The sequence below is a fragment of the Massilia cavernae genome (assembly GCF_003590855.1).
Classification (GTDB): Bacteria; Pseudomonadota; Gammaproteobacteria; order Burkholderiales; family Burkholderiaceae_D; genus Telluria_A; species Telluria_A cavernae.
In genome coordinates, this window is record NZ_QYUP01000162.1 from 1 (window position 1) to 19,856 (window position 19,856).

Annotated in this window: 13 protein-coding genes and 1 pseudogene; all 14 read right to left on the reverse strand. The window is 66.5% G+C overall.

Annotated elements, in window-relative coordinates; genetic code table 11:
- Window positions 1-198: pseudogene (locus D3872_RS21985) on the reverse strand (hypothetical protein); the annotation flags it as partial.
- A 39-nt stretch (window positions 199-237) separates the two neighbouring features.
- A complete protein-coding gene (locus D3872_RS21990; protein ID WP_119812791.1) occupies window positions 238-1,416 on the reverse strand; it encodes a hypothetical protein in 1,179 nt (392 codons plus the stop codon).
- A 10-nt stretch (window positions 1,417-1,426) separates the two neighbouring features.
- Entirely contained in the window at window positions 1,427-2,182 is a 756-nt protein-coding gene (locus D3872_RS21995) for an outer membrane lipoprotein-sorting protein (protein ID WP_119812792.1), read from the reverse strand.
- A 20-nt stretch (window positions 2,183-2,202) separates the two neighbouring features.
- Window positions 2,203-3,465, reverse strand: coding sequence for an ABC transporter permease (locus D3872_RS22000; RefSeq protein ID WP_229459471.1), 1,263 nt, complete (start codon window positions 3,463-3,465; stop codon window positions 2,203-2,205).
- Window positions 3,447-4,184 carry an ABC transporter ATP-binding protein gene (locus tag D3872_RS22005; RefSeq protein WP_119812794.1) on the reverse strand — a complete coding sequence of 246 codons (738 nt, stop codon included), beginning with the start codon at window positions 4,182-4,184 and terminating at the stop codon, window positions 3,447-3,449. Before D3872_RS22005 ends, D3872_RS22000 begins: the two co-directional genes overlap by 19 nt.
- Window positions 4,185-4,209: 25 nt before the next feature.
- Complete coding sequence (locus D3872_RS22010) at window positions 4,210-5,982, reverse strand: 4'-phosphopantetheinyl transferase superfamily protein (RefSeq protein WP_119812795.1); 1,773 nt, start codon at window positions 5,980-5,982, stop codon at window positions 4,210-4,212.
- Window positions 5,979-7,199 carry a 3-oxoacyl-[acyl-carrier-protein] synthase III C-terminal domain-containing protein gene (locus tag D3872_RS22015; RefSeq protein ID WP_119812796.1) on the reverse strand — a complete coding sequence of 407 codons (1,221 nt, stop codon included), beginning with the start codon at window positions 7,197-7,199 and terminating at the stop codon, window positions 5,979-5,981. The genes D3872_RS22010 and D3872_RS22015 overlap by 4 nt, the downstream gene beginning before the upstream one ends.
- A 29-nt stretch (window positions 7,200-7,228) precedes the next feature.
- Window positions 7,229-12,742, reverse strand: coding sequence for a type I polyketide synthase (locus D3872_RS22020; RefSeq protein WP_220476989.1), 5,514 nt, complete (start codon window positions 12,740-12,742; stop codon window positions 7,229-7,231).
- Between the two features lie 898 nt (window positions 12,743-13,640).
- The gene (locus tag D3872_RS26140) at window positions 13,641-14,744 is read right to left on the reverse strand and encodes a nitronate monooxygenase (RefSeq protein WP_220476990.1); all 1,104 of its coding nucleotides are present in this window, start codon (window positions 14,742-14,744) and stop codon (window positions 13,641-13,643) included.
- 54 nt (window positions 14,745-14,798) lie between these two features.
- Window positions 14,799-15,503: an AMP-binding protein gene (locus D3872_RS22025; protein WP_182915892.1), complete on the reverse strand. Its 705-nt coding sequence runs from the start codon at window positions 15,501-15,503 to the stop codon at window positions 14,799-14,801.
- Window positions 15,504-15,675: 172 nt separating this feature from the next.
- Window positions 15,676-16,476 carry a GAF domain-containing protein gene (locus D3872_RS22030; protein ID WP_119812798.1) on the reverse strand — a complete coding sequence of 267 codons (801 nt, stop codon included), beginning with the start codon at window positions 16,474-16,476 and terminating at the stop codon, window positions 15,676-15,678.
- 486 nt (window positions 16,477-16,962) lie between these two features.
- A complete protein-coding gene (locus D3872_RS22035) occupies window positions 16,963-17,817 on the reverse strand; it encodes a Crp/Fnr family transcriptional regulator (protein WP_119812799.1) in 855 nt (284 codons plus the stop codon).
- Between the two features lie 44 nt (window positions 17,818-17,861).
- Window positions 17,862-18,785, reverse strand: a complete 924-nt coding sequence (locus D3872_RS22040; protein WP_182915893.1) for a sensor histidine kinase — start codon at window positions 18,783-18,785, stop codon at window positions 17,862-17,864.
- A 166-nt stretch (window positions 18,786-18,951) separates the two neighbouring features.
- Window positions 18,952-19,856 (reverse strand): alkyl sulfatase dimerization domain-containing protein (locus D3872_RS22045; protein WP_274381759.1); only part of this gene is annotated, 905 nt, incomplete at its 5' end.

The window sequence follows — 19,856 nt, forward strand, 5'->3', positions numbered from 1 at the left end:
GTAGCGGGTTCCATGGCACAGCACGCGCTGGACGATCCCGGGCGCCGGCATGTCGTCGTTCACCTCCATCATCCAGTAGACCGAGACCTTGTAGCCGCGCGCGTGCAGCGTATTGGCAAGCGCCACGTCGCGCACGGTGGAACCGAGGAAGTCGCCACTTCCCATCGTAACGAAGGCGAAACTGGGGGCCTGTTTCATGAAATTCTCCGAAAGGTGACAGCGCCGGCCCGCGGCCGGCTAGAACGTGTAGGAGGCGCCGAAGAAGACCGACTTGCGCAGCAAGGCGCCGAACTCGGACCGCTCCTGGCCGTGATAGAAAGTGGGAATCAGGTACAGTTGCCAGTGCTCGCCGAGCTCGTACTCGGCATTGGCGACCAGCTGCACGGAGCGGTCGTCGAGGTTCCGGATCAGGCGGACCACCAAGTTCACATTGCCGCCGATTTTGGTGTCCGCGTATTGCAGCATCGCGTAGCGCCGGCGCACCAGCGGATGCAAGGCGTCCACCAGCACGCCGCGCATCTGGATGCAGGTGGCGATATGCGCATCGGGGCAGCCGGCATTGTTCACGAACAGCTCGCCGGTAAGGGTCGCTCCGCTCTCCAGCGTGTACGCGCCGCCGGCCAGCAACTGGCGGTCGCGCCTGGCGCCGGAATCTTCGCCCGTGCTGCCCTCGGCGTACAGCAGCAGTGCGTCGCTGGCATTCCAGCCTGCGAATCCGCCGATGCGGTAACTGTCGCCGTCGCGGCGCGACACCAGCACCGAAGCGAAATGGCCGTCACCGGTGTAATCCAGCTTGGCGGCATAGGCCTTGCGGTAAGGGCCGGCATGTTCGAGGCGGCCCGCTCCGGTATTGGCGATGGCCGACACGGTCACGGAAGGGCTTGCGACGAACACCGCCCGCGCGTAATCGAGCCCGGGCAGTTCGAGGTTCGGATTGTTGCGGCCGTTGCTGGCGTTGAAGGGATTCGACGGCGACAGCAGCGCCGACGGCCCCCATTGCAGGTTTTCCCGGCCCGCATTCAGCAGCACGCTGTCGGTCAGGCGAAAGCGCACGAAGCCCTCGTTGATGAATGCCTCGTCGACCGTATCGTTCACCTCGCGCCCGAAGCGGTGCTCGACCTTGGTGCGTGCGATGCGCAAGCGCGGCTTCAGGCCGAATTCGAAGCGGCCCGCATCCAGGTTGAAGTCGGGACGCAGGTTCAGTTCTGCCTGGTAGCGCGGTATCTCCAGCCGGTTGCCAGGGTTGGCCAGGTTATTCGCCCTAGTGTCCTGGTACAGCCCGAATCCGAGCAGGTTGATGCGCGAATAAAAGCCGCTGCCCGCGCCGGCGGGGGCCTCCGGCGGGTCGGCGGCGGTGGCCGCGCCACAGGCCAGGGAAAGCAGCGCCGGCATCAGGATCAGGATCAGGCTTCGCATGGCATCGTCCTCAGCGCATGAACAGGTTGAGGTCGAACACATGATCCGGCAAGGGTTCGATGCGCGGATTGCGAAGGTTCAGGTAGGTGACGCTGCCGTCCAGCAGTTCGCCATGCATGGCGATGCGCGACAGGAAGGGACGCGGCCTGCCGTCGATCTGCACGATGTTCCCGTACTCCATCGCCGCCGACTTGAATTTTTTCCCCGATACGGTGAAGTATTCGGCCTTGACGCCCACTTGGCGCTTCTTCGACACCCAGTACACGATCCGGTCGTAGGTCACCTTTTCGGCCCTGGCCTTGAGGTCGAACACATGGCAGTCCTCGCCGTTCACCACGGCGTCCGGGAGGGACGTGGCAAGGTAATGCTCGGCGTAGTTGGTCGAAGCGATGTCGCCATAGGCGGCGTCGCCCATCAGCTTCTGCCGCATCGAGACCGGCACCGGCTTGCTCAGGCCCTGCTTGTAGAACCACATGCTGGTGTTCAGCATGAGGATCTTGTTGCCCCGGTACTTGGGCGGTGCGAGGCTGATGCCCGCCACATTGAAGGAGCGCGCCTTGATGTCGTACACGAGGGTACCGGTCACTCTTTCGTCGGCCATCGATTCGATCGTCACTTCCCAGGACAGGCCCCTGACGTTGCCGCGCGCCTCGTCGGCCGCCTTCAGGATGGCCTCGGCGGACGGGATCGCCGCGGCGCCGCGCGGCATCAGCAGGGCCAGGAGCAGGACCAGCAGCAGCGCGGCCGATATCAGCAGGTGTCGCATGTCGGTTTCCTTTCGTCGCCTCAGGCGTAGCCCAGCGCATTCGTGATCGGCATGCGCGCCGCCCTGCGCGCGGGGACGATGGCCGACAGCATCGACAGCAGCAGCAGGAGCAGCGTGCTGAACAGCCAGTAGGCCGGCACCAGGTGGATCTGCAGCGGCACCCTGCGCGCGATCTGGGGCGGTATCCAACTTGGCTGCAGCCAGCCCACCAGGTAGACCACCAGCAGGGTCAGCGCCACGCCGAGCAGCGAGCCGAAGCCGCCCAGCACCACGCTTTCCAGCGAAAACAGGATCACGATGCCGCGCCGCTTCACGCCGAGGGCGCGCAGGGTGCCGATTTCGCGCGTGCGTTCCATCACCGCCATCGTGAAAGTGTTCACCACGCTCATCACCACGATCGTGAACACGATCAGGAAACTGATCAGGAAGATCACGTCGAACATCTTCTTGACCTTGGTGTAGAACGGCGACAGTTCGTTCCAGGTCTTGATCTCCAGGTTGAGCCCTGCCTGCTTCAGCTCGGCCGCCAGCAGCGCGCGCATCGCGTCGGTCCGTGCGGTGCTGTCGAGCAGGACGGTGATGCGGTCCACGCCGGTGGTGTCGTACAGCTCCTGGGCGAACTTGAGCGGCACCAGCGCCAGCTTGTCTTCCAGCGCCTCGACCGGGGCGTCGATCAGCTGGAACAGCTCGACGTCGAGCGCATTGATCTGGCCCGCCACCGTGGGCGCCATCGCCACGCCGGTCGCGCCCAGCTCCAGGCTGAGCGCCTTGGCCAGCCCGTGGCTGACGCCAATGCCGTGGCCGATCACGTCGGACAGCGGCCTGCCGTCGTACAGCCTGACCCGCTTGCTGCCTTCGGCCGCCTGCATGCCGATGGCCTCGACGTCCGACGGCACCCGGCCCGAGGCGATGAAGATGGTCGATACCTGGCCATTGCTGAGCAAGCCGGAAATCTGCAGCTGCGGAGTGCTCACCAGCACCTCGGGATGGCGTTCCAGCACCTCGCGCACCTTGGCCTGCTCGTCCTCGCCCATCATGTAGCGGGTCGGGTCGAGCTTGCCCTTGTCGAGGAAGCCGGATTTGAAGATGGTCATGTGGCCATTGGCTTCGGCGTAGATATAGCTGTCCTGCAGGTTGGTGAAGATGTAGGCGGTGAAGCCGCCCAGCACGTTCACTGCAAGGAAGCCGAGCGCGATCGCCGCGATCGTGAAAAAGGAGCGGCGTGCGTTGCGGAACAGGTTCCTGACCGCGAGCCTTGCCCAGGTCAGCATAGCTTCACCCATTGGGAAGCGGCGGCGGGCGCATGGCGGCGGTCTTCGGTCATGGCGCCGTCGTGCAGCATGATGCGGCGGTCGACCCGTTCTAGCAGCCGCTCGTCGTGGGTCGAAAAGACGAATGCCGTGCCTTCGCTCTTGCTGATCTCGCGCATCAGGGAGATGACCTTGAGCGCGTTGTCCGAATCGAGGTTGGCGGTCGGCTCGTCGGCCACTACCAGCGCCGGCGAGCCGATCAGCGCGCGCGCGATCGCCACCCGCTGCTGCTGCCCTCCCGACAGCTTGGCCGGCCGGTGCGCCAGGTGGCTGGCAAGGCCGACTTCGGCCAAGCGCTTGCGGGCGGCGTCCGCGGCCGCGCGCGCGCCGGCATGTCCCACCTGCAGCGGCAGCATGACGTTCTCCAGCGCCGACAAGACCGGGATCAGGTTAAAGCCCTGGAAGATGAAGCCGATCGCGCGGTTGCGCAGGCCGCTGCGCTGGTCGTCCGACAGGAGCGCCGCATCCTGGCCCTGGAAGTGCACGCTGCCGGAGGATGGCGCGTCGAGCAGCCCGACCAGGTTGCAGAAGGTCGACTTGCCGGATCCGGACGGCCCCCAGACGGCCACGAATTCGCCGGGCATGATCGCCACGTCGACCGCCTTCAGGGCGTCGATCCGGCTCTCTCCCATCATGTAGTGCTTGCTGACACCGACCATCTCGAGCAAGGGTGCGGCGGACGATATTGTCATGGCTTTTCTCCACTTGGGTAAAGGACTAGCTGGCCGCTCCGGCATCGAGCGCGATGATGCAGTCTCCGAGCTGCGTGGTCACGATGCGGCACTCGGCATTGCTGGGATGGTGGCGCATCCGCAGGCTGCAATCGGGCGCCAGCGAGCGCGCCTCGAACCGGCTGGGCGCGTGGTCGACGCCGGTGCCCAGCCGTTTGCCCAGCGCCTCCTTGGCACACCACAGGCGCGTGATCCAGGCGTCGCGCGCGCCACCCTCCATGCCGGCCAGCAGGGCCCGTTCGAGGGGGCTGGTGAAACTGGCGACGCAATGCTCGTCGCGCGCGGCGATTTTTTCGATGTCGATCCCGGCAGGCCCTGCGCTGGCTACCGCGATGGCATGCTCGCCGCAATGCGCAATGCTGATGCAGGGGGCCGCGAGCCCGGCGGGCCAGGACGCCACCCGTGGCTGCCCGGCGCCGTCATACTCGATGCCGAAGGCGGCCGGATGCATCTGCGTACCGCTCCAGCAGCGCGCCGCATCCTTGGCGGCGACGCGTCCCAGCAGCCACTCGCGCTGGCGCGCGGGCGCCGACTTCTTGGCGTCGAACGCCGGCATCTCGCTGCCGTGCAGGTAGTGCCGCGCCAGCAACGCAAGGTCGAACATCGCGACCCGCTGCGCCGTCAGGTGCTGGCACACCAGCCCGCCGGATGCCCCTGGCAGGGCCTGCGCATCGCTCAGCAGGTAGCGCGCAGGCTGGCGCTGGAAGTCCACCAGTTGCCGCGCCCATTTGAACCGCCAGGACTTCCAGCCGCTGATGCGCATCCACACGCCGCCGGCGCCATCGCCGATCTCGACGTCGCCGCTGGCCACCGTCAGCTGCTGGCCGGTGATGTCCATCCGTATCGGCACCAGCGTGCCCGGCGCCGGCGTGGCGCAGTACAGGTCCATGCGGGCAAGGCCGACCGGGAACGCGGCCTGGCCCTGCTCCATCGACCACAGCGCCATCAGCTGGCCGACCGCATCGAGCAGCGCCGGATCGGCCAGCAGCTGCGGATCGGGCTGCGCGGCGAACATGCCATGCGCCGGCTTGACCAGCAAATGCGCGCCGGCGCCTTGCGGGCCGACCCGGACCTGGCCCGCCAGCGTTTGGAAGCACGGGCCGTGGAACAGGTGGCGGGCTGCATACAGGCCGGAGGCGTCGTGCACGGCGCCGCCGGCCATCGGCGCAGGCCCGGGCGCAGGCGGGTCCGCATAGTGCGAACCGAACAGCACGGTGGCGCCGATCGAGGCATCGTTTTCATCGCCGGCGAACACCTGCACGGCGATGCGCGCCTCGCCCTGCTGCAGGTCCAGCCCGTCCAGCCGCGCCTCGATGCGCAGCGCCAGCTGGGCGCTGCCGGCCACGGCGATCCAGCGCCGTGCCGTGACGTCCTCGAAACCCACCAGGCCGTAGCCCGGAGCGAGGCAGGCCGCGGCTTCGGCCATGATTTCCAGGCTTACCGTCATCGGCACCACGGGGAAGCAGTCGGCCAATGGCTTTACCCCGGGCGCGTGCACGAAGTTGTGGTCGGCCAGGAACAGGTCGGCATCGTGGGCCAGCCGGCGCACGATACTGATGCTGGCGCCGCGCTGGCAGGCCGTCACCTCGCCGACGAACGGCAGCACCGGCGCCACTGACGGACGCGGCGCAATCATCGGGATGGCCGCCGCAGGCGCCCTGGCGGCCGGGGCAGGTTCGCTGGCCGCTTCCGCCTCGTACATCCGGCCGACCAGGGGCTGCGCGCCCGGCGCCAGCAGCTTGTTCGCGTGGGCCATCATATTTTCTCCAGCACGAGACCGGTCACGGTCAGGCCAGGCCCAAAGCCCAGGCAGACCACCCGCGTCCCCGGCAATACCGACTTTTCCTCGACGATGCCCTTCATGATGTGCGGCACCGTGGCGGACGACATGTTGCCGTTGTCGAGGAATACCGATTTGCTGATGGCGACCTGCTCGTCGCGCAAGCCCAGTTCATCCTGGATGTGCTCGACGATCTTCGGCCCGCCCGGATGGATCGCGAACATCAGCGCATCCTTCTGGCGCTCGAAATCGATGCCGATCGCGCCTACCAGCCCCACCACGAAGGCGTACACGTGGCGCTTGATCACGACCGGCACCATCACCGACAAGGTCATCTGGAACTGGTGCGCGGCCGGCACCCAGGTCATGTCGTCGGCCGAATCGGGCAACAGGTGTTCCTTGAAGGCGAGGATGCGCAGGCCGTGCAGGCCATGCTCGCGCACATAGGCGTCCGAGCAGACGGAGTACTTGATGAAGCCATCGGCAAACAGCGTCATCGTGATGATGTTCTCGATCCCGAAATCCTCGATGTTGTGGTGGCCCGACAGCAGCTCGGTATGCACGATGTCGACCCGCTCCTTGAGCGGCGTGACCCCGCTGTGCGACGACGACAGGAAGCCGTGCGCCATCTTGATGGCGGGGAAGGCGCCGTAGCATCCCATGTGGTAGCTGTGGGTCACCGTGGTGTCGAACCACTCCTTCTGCGCCACCATCCGCTCCACCGGGCTGGGGGCGAGATAGCCGGAACAGGTAACATGGATCAGGTCGTCGGGCGCGGTCTCGACGTTCTGGTACATGTCGGCCAGGCAGTCGCCCACCACCTTGCCGTAACTGGCATGGCGCGCCTTCAGATCGGAACCTTTGGTGTCCTCGGCGCTGGCGAACATGCGCAGGTGTTCCTGCTTGGGCTCGGCCAGCACCAATTCGCCGTCGGCGATGCGGATGTCGCGCAGGCGCGGGAAGAACACCAGCTGGCGCTGCCTGATCTGGCCGGCCGACACAGCGTACTTGTCGAAGCGGCGCTGGATCTCGGCCAGCACGTCGCTCCTTGCCTCCTTGTTGTCGATGCCATACTGCTTGCAGTAGCCGCGCGCCAGCCCGTAGGCGGAGACTTTCAGGGCCAGCCCCTGGGCGACCGGTTTGGCCACCTGGGCCGGCGTAAAATTGACCAGGACGGGGTTGTTGTAGGTGCTCATCGGAATGCTCCCTTTCTTTCGGTGGAATGTCAGCGTCCCAGTTGCAGTGCGGCGATCTGCCGGATACTGGAAGAAATCACGATCTCGGGCTGGCCGCGCGGGCCGTGTTCGAGTTCGTCCAGGAAGTGGCGCCGTCCTTCCGCCGGCGCGATCGGGCGGATCTCGCGCGCGGCATACAGCTTGCGCAGGTCTTCGCTGACCATGCCCGCATCCCACGGCCCCCAGTTGATGGCGACGGCGTGCAGGTGGGGCCAGGCATGGCTAAGCTGGCCGGCCAGCTTGTTGAGCACTTCGTTGGCGGCGCTGTAGTCGGCCTGGCCGATGTTGCCGAACCGGCCGGCCACCGACGAGAACAAGGCGAGGAAGCGCAGTTCCGACATGCGCAGCTTTTCCGCCAGCACCAGCGCCGGCAACACCTTGGTGTCGAACACGGCGTCGAAGGCCTCGACCGGCTTGCTCGCAATGAGCTTGTCGCTGATCACGCCGGCCCCGTGCAGCACGCCGTCGATGCGGCCGAGGCGCGCATAGACATCGTCGATCAGTGCGCCGAACGCGTCGCCGTCGCGCACGTCGACGCAGTGGTACTCGACCTCGCAGCCGGCCGCGCGCATCGCATCCAGGTTGGCGCGGATTTCGCGCTCCTTCAGCACGCGTTTCAGCTCGGTGTCCACCTGCACCGGCGTCGCTTTGCCATTGCGCTGGCGCAGCTCCGCCGTCAGCAGCTGGCGCAGTTCGGCAACGCCGTCCACGCCGCGGGTCAGTTCCGCTTCGGCCCCGGGCAGCGCGCTGCGCCCGGCCAGCACCAGGCGCGGATGGTACTTCTCGGCCAGCGTCAGCGTGACCTCGGCGGTGATGCCATAGGCGCCGCCGGTCACCAGCAGAACGGAGCCGGGCCCCAGCGCCAGGCCGGACAGCTCGCCAGGCCCGATCGCGCGCGGCTGCAGGACGATCTGGCAGCGTCCTTGTTCGCTGTAGCCGACTTCGACCGCCGTGTCGCCGCTGGCCAGTTCCCTGAGTACCTGCCCGGCCAGCCAGGCCGGTTCCAGCCCAGGTGCTGCGTCGATGCACTTGACGCGCAGCGCGCCCCATTCGCGCGCCGCCGACTTCGCAACCCCGAGCGTGCCGGCGCTGCCTGCATCGATCGAGCTCGGCCCGCCCAGGCCGAAACGCCCATCGAAAGCAGTCAGGTTGACCAGCACGCCCTCCCCGACTTCGGCGCTGCGCTTCAGGTCAGGGCCCAGCACCTTCAGCAGCAGGAACAGGGCGCGGGCGTCGTGGCGATGGCGCACCGCGCTGTCGCCGGCGCGTCCCATCAGGTTGATCAGCGCGCCGACCGGCTGCTGGCCGGCGCCGAGCAGGTCGGCCAGCGGAAGCACGGAGTCGAGCGAAGAAAAGTCGACTTCGTACTGTCCGTCGCCGACCGCGCGGGTGAACGGGCCCGGCACCAGCTGCAGCACCTCGCTTCCCCTGGCCTTCAACTGCTCGCGCAATGCGGTAGCCAGCGCTGATGGTTTGCCAACCAGGGCCACCGGATGGCGCGGCGCCCATCCTGCCGCGGCGGCGTGCTCGTCGAGACTTGCTGCGAGCGCCTGCACCACGTACGCCTGCACCGGATCGTTGAGCGCACCCGGGTCGCACGGCTCCACTTCCTCATCCAGCCGAGAAAGTGGAGCCGGCGCTTTTTTTGGCAGGGACCCTCCCGCGCCGGCGGCTGCCGCCGGCAGCAGCAGTTCCTCGTACCAGGCCACGACCTCGTTCAGGGTCTTGAAGCCGGACAGCTCCTCGATCATCTTTTCCTCGTCGCGCTCGCCCACCAGGCTGTGGCGCTGCGTCAGGCCGCTGAAAATCTCGATGCGCTTGATCGAATCGATTCCGAGGTCCGCTTCCATGTGGGCATCCATGTCGAGCATGTCGACCGGATAGCCGGTGCGCGCCGACACGGCCTGCAGCAGCTCGCTCTTGAACGAGGCCGCCGACGCGGGCGCCACGTCCGCCGCCGCGGCCGGCGCCGCAGCCGGAGCCACAGGCGCCGCCATAGCAGGAGCCGGCGGGCGAGCCGGGGGGTGCAACTGGATCGGCGCGCCTGGGGGATGCGCGGTCCCGGCTTGGGGCGCGCTGTCCTGCGCGGCGGTGCTGGCCGGAAGTTGCGGCAGCACCGGCGCCTTGACCGGCTTGCGCGGCGCGGCCGCAGCCAGGGCAGCCGGCGCCGGGACGGCAGCGAGCGCCGGAACGGCCGCCATCCGCGCCACGGCGGGCGCCTGGCGCCCGACCGCCATCCCGGCCAGCTGGGCCTGGAAGTCGACGAAATGACGCAGAGTGCGCTGCTGTTCCGACTGGAAGTCGAGCAGGCGCGCCAGGCCAAGCTGGATCTGCGCCAGCTCGCCCTCGGACGCCGGACCGGCGAAGGCGGACGGGCTGGCCTCTTGAAGCCGCAAGTCGTCCGGGACTGGTTCATCGGTTCTCATGCTCGTTCTCCTGAAGTAGGTGGGCGGTTCGGGTGGCGCCGGCGGCACGGCCTCGAAGGCGTGCACGGCGGGGGAAGTGTCCGCGGTTGCCGGCGCGGGAATCCGGTGCAAGGACAGCTCCGCCGCCCGGGGCGGCTGGTCCGGACGCTCCGGCGCGGCCCACGGCAGCGCGCGGCCACCGTTGACGCGCCAGACCAGGGGCCCATGCTGCGTGCGCTGGCGCGCCTGGGCGAACACCTCGTCGAGGCTGAGGTCAGCCAGGCCGCGGCCGGCGAACCAAGGCTCCAGGTTCAGCGCCAGCCCGGCCGCCTCGGCCTGGGCCAGCAATTGCGCCAGCTGCACCCAGCCGTCGCGGCCGGGGGCGTCGATCGCCAGCGCAGTGTGCGGGCGCTGGCCCAGCACGCGGCCGACCAGGCCGGTCAGCGTCAGTCCCGGGCCGCACTCGACGAATACACGGGCTCCGGCCTCGTACAGGGCCTCGATCTCGGCGGCGAAGCGCACCGGCGCGGCGATGTGGCGCGCCAGCAGCGCGCGCACCTTGCCCTCGCCGGCCGGGTAAGGCGCCGCCGTCAGGTTGGCATACACTGGCACCTGCGGCGCAGCGAACTTCACCTTTGCCAGTTCCGCCGCCAGTGCATCGCGTACCGGGGCCATCCCGGCGCAATGGAAAGCCACCCCGACCGGCAGCCGCTTGAAGCGCATGCCCTCTTGCGACAGCGGCGCCTGCGCGGCCTCGATCGCCTCGGCGGGGCCGGCGATGATGGTCTGATCCGGCGCGTTCAGGTTGGCGATGCTGACGGCCAGCCCGTGGCGCGCGATGGCCGCTTCGGCGCGGGCGCCGTCGACGTCGAGCGCCGCCATGGCGCCGGCCGGGGCCTGGGCGGACAGGCGGCCGCGCGCTAGCGACAGGCGCAGCAGGTCCCCGCGGCTGATGGCGCCGGCGGCGCACAGCGCCGGATACTCGCCATAACTGTGGCCGGCCACGAAATCAGGCTGCAGGCCATAGCTGGCCAGCACGTCGTAGGCCGCCATGCAGGCCATGCCGAGCGCCGGTTGTGCGACCTCGGTCGCATTCAACGCCTGCTGCTGTTCGGCGCGGGCGGCGTCGCTGAATACGGGCTGCGGATAGATGTAGCCGGCGATGCGGGGCACGTCTTGTCCGTTGCGTCCGTCCTGGGCAAAGCACTGGTGCAGCTCCGGCATGCCGGTCACCAGCTCGCGCAGCATGTTGACCCGCTGCGCACCCTGGCCAGGGAACATGAAACACACGCCGCCAACGGCGCCCACGCTTTCGCGGTAATGCAGTCCCGGCGCCTGGAAGATGGCGCCGCCCTCGCCCAGCAGGGCCAAGGCACGCCGCAGTTTCTGTTCCAGGTCGGCAGGCGTCGCCGCCCCCAGCACCAGCCGGCAAGGCTGGCCGCCGTTGGCGCGGCGGATCAGGTGCTGTTCGCGGAACAGCGAGAACGCAAGCTGGGCCAAGCCAGGCTGCGGCCCCTGCTCCAGGCCTTGCAGCAGCTTGCGGATGGCGCCCTCGATCTCGCCGCGGGTGGCGCCGGCGAACGCGAACAGCTCGACGCCGCGCGGCTGCAGGCTGGCGTCGTCCGCAGTCCGGTAGGCGCCGGGATATTCGGCCAGCACGGCGTGGAAGTTGGTGCCGCCGAAGCCGAAGGCGCTGACCCCGCAGTAGCGCGGGTGCGGACGGTCCAGGTGCAGCCACGGACGCACCTCGCTGTTGATGTACAAGGGCGTGCGGCCGTCCTCGAACGCCGCCGCCGGCTGGTCGACGCCGATGGTCGGCGGCAGCACCTTGTGCTGCAACGCCAGCGCTGCCTTGATCATGCCTGCCATGCCGGCCGCGACTTTAGTGTGGCCGATCATCGATTTGACGGAGCCGATCGCGCACGCCGGGGCGTCCGACTCGCCCAGCACGGTGCGCAGCGCCGCCAGTTCGGACTTGTCGCCCAGCGCGGTGCCGGTGCCGTGCGCTTCGATCAGCGTGACGCTGGACGGATCGACGCCGGCGTCGGCATAGGCGCGCTCCAGCGCCCTGACCTGGCCCGGCGGGTGCGGCGCCGTCAGGCTGCGGTTGCGGCCGTCGCTGGCGCTGCCGATGCCCTTGAGCAGGGCGTAGATGCGGTCGCCGTCGCGCTCCGCGTCCGACAGGCGCTTCAGCACCAGGGCGCCAACGCCTTCGCTGATCGCGATGCCGTCGGCGCTTGCGTCAAACGGGCGCGAGCGCCCCCGCGGCGACAGCGCGTGGGTCTGCGCGAAGCACATGAAGCCGATCGGGCTGTTGGTGCAGTCGACGCCGCCGACCAGGGCGACGTCGGCGTCGCGGCTGCGCAGCTGTTTGACCCCGACCTCCACCGCAGCGAGCGATGCGGCGCAGGCGGCATCGACGGTGAAGTTGGCGCCGCCAAGGTCGAGCCGGTTGGCGATCCGGCCCGACACGACATTGCCAAGGATGCCGGGGAAGGTATCCTCGGTCCACTTCGGCAGCTCGTGTTCGAACAGCGTGTCGACCATCTGGCGCCTTGTCGCCTCAGGCAGTCCATCCAGCTTTGCCAGGTATTGCGGCAGCAGGGTGCGGAAATTGTAGATGGTGCCCAGGTCGCTCATCCCGCCCACGGCCATGATGCAGGCGGTGCGTTCGCGCGCGAACGGACGCCGGTCGAAGGCGGCGTCTTCCAGCGCCTGCCGCGCCACCTCCAGCGCCAGCAGCTGGACCGGCTCGATCGACGCCAGGCTGGCCGGCGTGATGCCATACCGCTGCGGGTCGAACGCGATGTCGTCCAAAAAGCCGCCCCACTTCGAATACACCTTGTCGGGGCCGCGCGCCGGGTCGAACAGCAGTTCGGAGGACCAGCGGTCGTCGCTGACTTCGCGGATCGCATCGACGCCGCCGATGATGTTCTGCCAGTACTCGCGCAGCCCTTGCGCACACGGGAAGTTGCAGGCCATGCCGACGATGGCGATATCCTCGCTCGCCGCCGGGCGCGTGGAAGCCGGGGCGTGCACCAGGCGCCGCCGCAGCAGCGCCATGCTGTCGACCGAAACCGCGCCATGCAGCTCGGCCATGCTGCAGGCGCTTTGGCGCAGCCGGCCCACGTTCGCCCAGCATGTACCAGCCCCTCGCGCCGCGCACCATCGTCGCGACCCTGCACATAGCGCTCGCCAGGCGACGTATTCGCGATCGCTGTTACGGTGATTCCCTTCTGAGCAATGACGCAGCGCCCGATGTTCATCAGCCGAGCGCCTCATTCAGCGTTCTTCATTCGAACTTGCTGCGACGATCAGTTCGCGCAAGCAGCGATCGAAACTTCGTCGCAGAAATCGGTCTTGGCGCACCGCGTGTAGATGCCGACGCGACTGTAGCAAGGGTTTCCTCGCAGCTCCACCGCCTGGCGCGGACTCCTCGACGATCGCGCCGCTTTCGACCGAATCTCGCGACGTGAACAGGTAGGCGGTTCCCATCAGGACGCCGACCTTCATCCCGCGTGAGCGACCAGCGGCGCGGCCAGCACCGCGACCATGGGCCGCCCACAGCGCATCGATGGTGCCGCCTGCCGAAACATCACCTGCACCGATTCCGGTTCCTTGACTGCCGGCGTGGGCAAGGATGTCCGGACCGCCTGCTGCCACAGGGATGAAGCTGGTCGCGGCGGGGCCTCGCTTGCCGCCGCATATCGCTGCCTTCGAAGACGAACGGCGCCGCCGGGCGTCGAAGGAAGCCGTTCAAGCCAAACGGCACGGCACCATGGAAGATAAGTGGCGAATGCCCAGTATTCTCCAGCTCGCCGCGCGCGAGCCTGGACGCCGCCGGAGATGATGGCGAACGGCGCCATGACCTCGCGCAGAGACGGCCAGGCTGCTCGCTGACGAGTTCGAGCGGCATGAAGCCGAGGATGCCACCCCCAGGGAGCTCGCCATCAGTCGCGGGTCGCCCACAGCATCGTGCCGATCTCCGGTCCGCGCATCACGGCCAGCGCGACGATGGGCAAGTCCGCCCTCCCCGGCGAGGCGCGGCCGCGACACGGTGCGACGTCCGCTGACGCGGGACATCGCGCCCTCGCGCGATACGGAAGCGAGTTGTATGTACATGCGCCGCGCTGCCAGTGGCGGCCAGCGCGAAGGGAGGAGTTGGGCAGCAGCCTGCGGCCAGGCCGCTTGCTATGCCACTCGCGACGGCCGTCAACGATGCGTCCCACGTACACCCACCTTGGCCATACGGCCCGGCGACGCGATATCCTGGCCGGCATGCCAGCACGCCGTCGTCTGGTCGAACAAGATTGCCAGCAGCAAGCCTGCCAGTCGCCGGCCCCGCGCGCGCCACTGCCAGCTCGAGTTCGCGCAACTTGGCACGGCCGGAGCGGCTGAAGCAGCGGTAAGGCGTGTCGGGGGCGCCGGCCAGCGCGGTCTCGCTGCCGTCCAGCATGGCCCAGCCGGCGCCGCCGGTGGCCGCAGGGGCCTCCGCCGTCAGCCACAGCTGCTCGCACAGCACGACGCCTGCCGCGCCCGACAACACCACGGCGGCCGCACTGTGCACGCCGATACCGCCCTGGATCCAGTACGGGATCTTCAGCTTGCCGGCAAACTCCTGGGCCAGCATGAAGGCCGAGCGCTGGCCGACGCGCCCGCCCGCCTCATTGCCCTTCGCGACCAGGCCATCGTAGCCGGCACGCTGGGCGTCGAGCGCTTCGCGCAGGCTGCCCACTTCGAGGTAGACGGTACGCGCCAGGCCGCGCGCAAGGCCGCAGGCCAGCTGCAGCTCCCCAGGCCGGACTCCCGCCAGCAACAGGACCGGCGCCTGCCCCGCCAGCCCGACCCGCTTTCCGAGGCTGCTCAGCGTGGTACAGGCGTCGTCGAACAGGTCGCAGCGCAGGCCCCAGCTCTTTGCCGTTCCGTTCGCGCGGGCCAGTTCGGCCACAGCCTGCTTCGCCTGCGGATCCAGCCCGCGGATGCCGAGGTCAAGCAAGCCTAGCCCGCCGGCGCGGCAAGCGCCGATGGCGATCTGCGGCGACATGCGGTGTTGCGGGCTCAGAGCAATGACTGCGGGCGACGGTGTGCGGGGTGATTTCATGACGAGCTCCACGTTTTGTTGCCGTATGGGGTAGCGCGCTGTCCTGGGCGCCGTTCAGCACCGCGAATCGGGGGGCGCCACGTTCAGCGGCGCGCCTACCGACAGGGGCCGCAGGAAGCCGGCCAGGTCGAATGCAAGCGCGCTGGGCGGGCCGGCGCCGCACATCGCCTCGATGCGGCAGGCCACCGCACCGTGGGTGCGCACGAACAGGCACAGGCCGCGGCCGCTCGCCGTCGCCAGCGCCTGGACCGGCATTGCAGCGTGTACCGGGATTTCGTCCGGCCAGCCAAACGGCAGGTCGGCCGCATCTTCGTCGCAAGGGACCGTGCGGATGCCGGCGCCGGCCCAGGGTAGCGCCCCGCGGCGCGTGAACAGGATGGCGGGCCGGAATGCTTCCAACGCTGCCGCCGCGCATTCGTGGGAAAGTCGCGGGTCGAACTGCAGGCAGGCGGCGCCCGCTTTCAGTACGGCCAGGATGGCCCGCACCAGCGCCAGCGACGGCTCCAGGCTGAGCAGGCAAAAGCCGCCCGGGCGCAATCCGCCCTGCTGCAGGAAAAGCGCCAGTTGGTCGGCCTGTGCGTCCAGTTCGCCGTACGTCAGGCAGGTACCGTTGCACTTGACGGCGCAAGCCGCGGGATTGGTCTGCGCAATGACTTCGAAGCGGCGCTGCAGGGGTTCGAGCGGCGCGCCGCCGGCACCGCGATACAGGCCGCCGCCATATTCGCCCAGGATTGCGCCGAGCGGGGTGGCCGGAACCATATCATGCGCATGATCCCCGCCTTCAAGCCGGTTTTGATGCTGCGATGCGGAATAGATTAGCCGTCCGTCTTCATATATGAGGACTTCCTCGATTGGCGGTTCGGTTCCGATGACGAATCCTGCGTCCATGGCATCCACCTCATATTCACACAATAACCTTCGGCAGGCTTGCTCAATGCGGCGTAGGTTCACCTTCCCGGAGCCCCGGAGCGCTATCCGCCGGTCCCGGCGCTTCCAGGAGAATCGGCCCGCCATCACCCCTGTCCTGCTGCCGATGTTTCCGGCTGTTACTATGTTTGCGCACACTCGCAGTCAGTTCGGATATAACTTCGGTAGCAGCATATATAATCTGGTTGAAATTAAAGCCTGCACTCAGCATTTCGCGGTAAAAGGATTTTGCCAATATCCGCGCAATCTGGTTCGGATTGGGAGCCACCCCTGATATCAATTCACGGATAGTCGCATCCCCCGATTTCTCCAGCGCTATCTGGGTAAAACGCGATTTCAAAATATTCTGCAACTGGACCACCTGGATCGACTTGGTAATCAGGGGCGTAAGAATACTGAAGAGCTGCAAGTCGTCCTTGCTGAAACAGCTCTGCTGCTGGGGCTGGCAAACCTGGATGATGCCGATAATCTTGCCACGAAGAACAATTGTGGAAATCATGTTATCCATGGTTTTGTCTCCCGGTTCGTCCCTGTGCCGGGTGGACTCGGTGCTGATTACCTGGCGCAGGGCCGGTTTCCGGACTTTCCTGGACGGGTCCGGAATGGATCCGAATTCGGCGCCGAAGCTCAGTCCAGCCTCCCGCACCTCGTCTTCACTCAGCAGTAAAATGGTGCAAACCTTGGCGCTGAGAACGTGCCCGGCAAGGGCGGACAGCTGTCGCAGGCACTCGTCCAGGCTGCCGTCGGATTCCACCTGGGTGAATGCATCCCGCAACTTCACGACCACACTTTCGCTCATATCCATCGCTATTCCCCTTTACCATTCTTCTTGTATCCGGACGGTTCGCCAGCCATCCCGCCGCCCACATTGGGATCGGTGTATTTCCAGGAATTAAATAATGATGCAGTCGTGTCCAGTTTGGTGCAGCATTCCGTATCCGCGTTAAACTAGTGCACAACTGGCATTAATAGCCAAAATATTGACGCCAGTCGAAAAACCATGTGGCCATATTAGTCAGACCAATATCCCAATGTTTGAGATTAACCAAACGATCAACTGGATAATCGGGTTTTGCAAAATGGAGACACTCGCCTGAAAAGTTGTATATATATGGTGGTCACCACGAATTTATGACCGCCATATCTAATTCCAGACCAACCCAAATACCCAGATTGAATATATTTTTGCTGCGGCGCAGCGAATATTGGTATCGTGGAATGCGGAAATGTGGAGGAAGGGAAGCCGGCGCCCCGGCGCCGTTCGTGATACCGCTGTAACGGGGTGGAATCCCTAAACGGCAATCCGGACAATCGGCTCATCGGCGCCGCCCGCAGAGCGGCTGTCCCTGGCAGGCTTGCGGGTATGCACCGATGGCTGGAGGCCGCGCAAGATCTTGAGGGTAGCGGCGTCGTGGATGGTGATGCAGCGCTGGTCGACGGTGATCAGGCCCATTTCATCGAACGCGGAAAAGATGCGGCTCAAGGTCTCCTGCTTGATGCCGAGATAGCTGCCAATCTCCTGGCGCGACATCTGCAAGTTGAAGACCTTGTCGGAATACCCCATCGCACCGTAGCGGGCGGCCAGCGTAACGAGGAAGCGTGCGAGCCGCGCTTCGGTCTTCAGGAAGCCGCGCGCACTGATCATTCCCCTCCTGCGCAGGTACTCCCTGCTGATCACGCCAAACAAGCCGTGCGCGAACCCGGGATGGTCGCGCCCAAGGCAAACGAGCTTTGCAAAAGGCAGTTCCACGAGGTCGCAATCCGACAGCGCTACCGTCCATGTGGTGTGCGTGCCGCCATGAATCGCGTCGGCCCCGACCAGGTCTCCCTTCATCGGAAAGGCCAGGACCTGCTCGGCGCCGAGCTCGTCCGGAATCGCCGTCTTGAGGAAACCGCCGGCGACGACGTGCAAGTTGTCGAAAGCCTGTCCTACGGCGGTCACCTGTTCACCCGCCTTGAATTGCCTGTGCACGAATTGCACGTCGGATCCAGGCGCGACAGTCTCCTGTACCTGCAAGAGCTTGCTGACAATCTCCAGGCTCGATAGGACATTGCCCACCTGGCCGTCGTGGCTGGCCTCGCCCGCACGCAAGCGCAGCGACGGCGGAATGGGGGGAGTGTCAGGAAAGTCTTTGTCGGAGATCATCTGGAATCCCGTTGGGGCCGGGCAGACCGCGCGCCCCGCGTCGATTAGCGCGAAGCGATGGGCACGCTGATGGTGACGGTTGTCCCTTGCGAATGGGCGCTGCTGACCGATACTTCGCCGTCCAGTGCCGAGACGCGCTCCCCGATTCCCAGCATCCCGAAACTACCGGCCTTGCGCGGTGCGCCGGGATCGAAACCGATGCCATTGTCGGACACGCTCATCCAGAATTCGCCCGGCGCCATGCCGATGACCACGTCGACCTTCGTGGCCTGGGAATGCCTGGAGACGTTGCTGAGGCACTCTTGCAGGGTTCGGTAGAGCGTCAGTGTCTGCTCATCCGTCATGGTGTCCGCCTCCATCTTCCCTTCCTTCGCCAGATTGCAGGCGATACCGCTGGTGCGGGTGAACTTGATCAGTTCCCACTCGACCGCCGCTTCCAGGCCAAGGTCGAGCTGGAACGGCCGCAAGTCGGCAATGAGGGCGCGGACGGACTTGATGGTGCCGTCTAGATTGTCGAGCGCGGAACCAACCCACTTGTGAAGGCGGGGATGGCGGCTTGAGCTGCGCACGTGCAGGGTCGAGATATCCAGCCTGAGCGCCAGCAGGTTTTGCCCCAGCGTGTCATGGATCTCGCGGGAGATGCGCTTGCGCTCCTCTTCCTTGATAAGCCGGTGATGCGCCAGCAGGTCGTGAAGCTTCTTCTTCGAGTTGCGCAGGTCTTCCTCGGCTCGCTCGCACTGGAATATCTTGGCAAGCAATGCGTCATTGACCAGCACCTCCACCTTGGGCGGTGAATGCCCCGCAGCCAGACTATCGTTAGACGCGACAACGGAATGTGCTGCACCGCAACACCGGGATGGCGCCAAGCCATACCTGCTCTCGATCCGCTCGATGAGACGCAAGGCGCGGGCGCCATCGCGCCCAAGCCCGTCACTGGGGAGATCAGCATCAATCATCTGGTTTTGCATGTTGGACCTTCGATCGTGTGGCACCGGTACGCAATGGTGCGGCGCATCAATCGGCATATTCTAGTACACACATCAGTCCGCATGCTATCTTTGGTTCAATTTACAACAGTCGTCGGTTCCGATGAGGCCAGGAAGGCGCAAAAAAACCCGCCGAAGCGGGTTCTTGTCACTTCCTTGCAAGTTCCGCGATTCGCATTTTCAGGCGAATCATGTGCTCGCGATAGACCAGCGCTTCCTGCGTGGTCGTGTCGGGGCCGATGCGCCCGCCATACACGTCGAGCACGCCCTTGAGCACAACCGCGTCATCGGGCGCGGCCAGCCAGGCCCAATCGGCTAGCTGCGCGGCCAGCGCCGGATTCGCCTTGACGATGGCCCTGGCGCGCTGCACCAGCTTGCGCGCGCCGCCGGCCAGCGCAGCGACTTCACGCGCTTCGTCCGCCACTGGCGCCGGATTCCAGTGCGATGGCATATCGTCCCACCACCCGCCATACTGCTGGGCCACCATGCGCGCAACGTCCTTGACCGACACATAGTCCTCGCGCGCATCGTCACGCTCCGCCAGTGCGGGCGCAAGGCGCACCCGCTCGACGGCCTGGTCGCGCCGCAGGCCGGCATTCAGTCCGTCGACCACCTGCGTCGTTATGCTGTCAAGGATGTCCGCATGTGCCACCAGGCGATCTTTGATGTCCGCTGCGTCCGCGAGGGCGGCGCCATGCATTGGCAGCATCCGTTCCGGCTTGAGCGCCGCCATATCCCGCAGTGCCTTGGCCCATTGATCAGGATAGCGCTGCCGGCGTTTGCCGTTGCCCGCGTTGGGCAGGAAATTCTGATAATAATCCGCGGTGACGACCAGCTTGCGCGATGGGACGGACACCCATAGCTGGTCCTCCGTTTCGCCACGCGCGTGGGTCAGCACGAACTCTTCGCCGCCGATCGGCAGCGAGACCTTGTCGTTGAAGGTGAGCGTCGGAAGGATCGCATCGTCCATCTTCCTGGGCACGTCAGCCAGGGCCTGCTGGTTGTTGCGCGCGATCAGGCCGAACGACTTCATGTCATAGGCGAGTTGTTGCA